Raw genomic sequence first — 1,171 nt, forward strand, 5'->3', positions numbered from 1 at the left:
CGATTCCGCTTCGCTCCACCCTCGACACCCGTCCCTCCACCGCGCGAGGGAAGACGACCGGACGGCCCAGGGGCGGGACTCTCGACCAGGCCCGTCACCTTCTTGGGGTCCGTGCCGAGTGCGGACTAGTCCGTCGCAGGGCACCCGGTGGCGGGCAGGGTGCGCGGTCGGCTTGGGAACGGGTGACGGTCTCGTCAAGCGGGTGTGGACCGGTTCGTCGGGGGTGGCCGTCACGTGAGGCGGTGCCGAAGTGCGCGACGGATAGCGCGGAATGCAACAGAGTCCCGCGAGAAGGCGCTCTGGGGGCACGATTCCTGGGACTCAATTGCAATCCGCGCCCCTGGCGCAAAGGGAGGGCATGAGATCGGGACCGGCCCCGGCTCCGGCGTCTGGGCCGGGACCTACTTTGGGAAAGTTGTGTTCTGACAGTCAGGGGGCGCGCGAGTTGGCCAACGCGCCTTCTGCGAATTAGGTGCCGGACCCCGGTCGCGTGCTGTAGCTCGCGGCGGCCACCCCCGACGAACTAGTCCGCACCCGCTTGACGAAACCCTCATCCATCCCCGGAGCGCCCGCGCACCCCGCCCACCGCCGGGTGCCCTGCGACGGACTGGTCCGCACTCGGCACGCAAACCGCCTCCACCCACGGGAGTCCCCGAGAGTCCCGCCCCTCGGGCCGTCCGGTCGTCTTCCCTCGCGCGGTGGAGGGACGGGTGTCAAGGGTGGCCCGAAGGGTCATCGGCGCAGCCGACGCGTAGCGCAGCGAAGCGCCCTTGACTCCCGGCCCGGAACCGCCAACCTCGGGACACCGGATGGCCCCGGCACGCAGCAAGGCCGCAGGCACCGCAAAGCCCTCCGGCACGGCGGTACGGGACCCGTGACGGTCGGCCGCCCAGGGCCCAGGCAGGCCGCCCAGCCCTCTACAGAGTTCGGCGCACGGAGCGTCCCGCGAGGACGTCCGTGCGTCGCCCGTCCTCCATCACGAACTTGCCGTCGATCAGGACGTGCGGGATGCCGGTGGGCAGGGTGCGGGGAGCATCGAAGGTCGATCCCGCCGCGACCGTCTCCGGGTCGAAGAGGACCAGGTCGGCGCGGTAGCCCTCACGGACGATGCCCCGGTCGGGCAGGCGGAGGCGGGCCGCCGGGCGTGACGTGAGGTGGGCGACGCACTCTT

At 71.6% G+C, this 1,171-nt stretch carries 1 protein-coding gene; it reads right to left on the bottom strand.

The annotated features are described in order from the left end of the window. Nucleotides 1-917: 917 nt before the first annotated feature. Nucleotides 918-1,171: amidohydrolase family protein (locus ACZ5CR_RS46385; protein ID WP_468870075.1), on the bottom strand; the 254-nt coding region annotated here is incomplete at its 5' end.

The organism is Streptomyces sp. NPDC031274 (assembly GCF_055570235.1).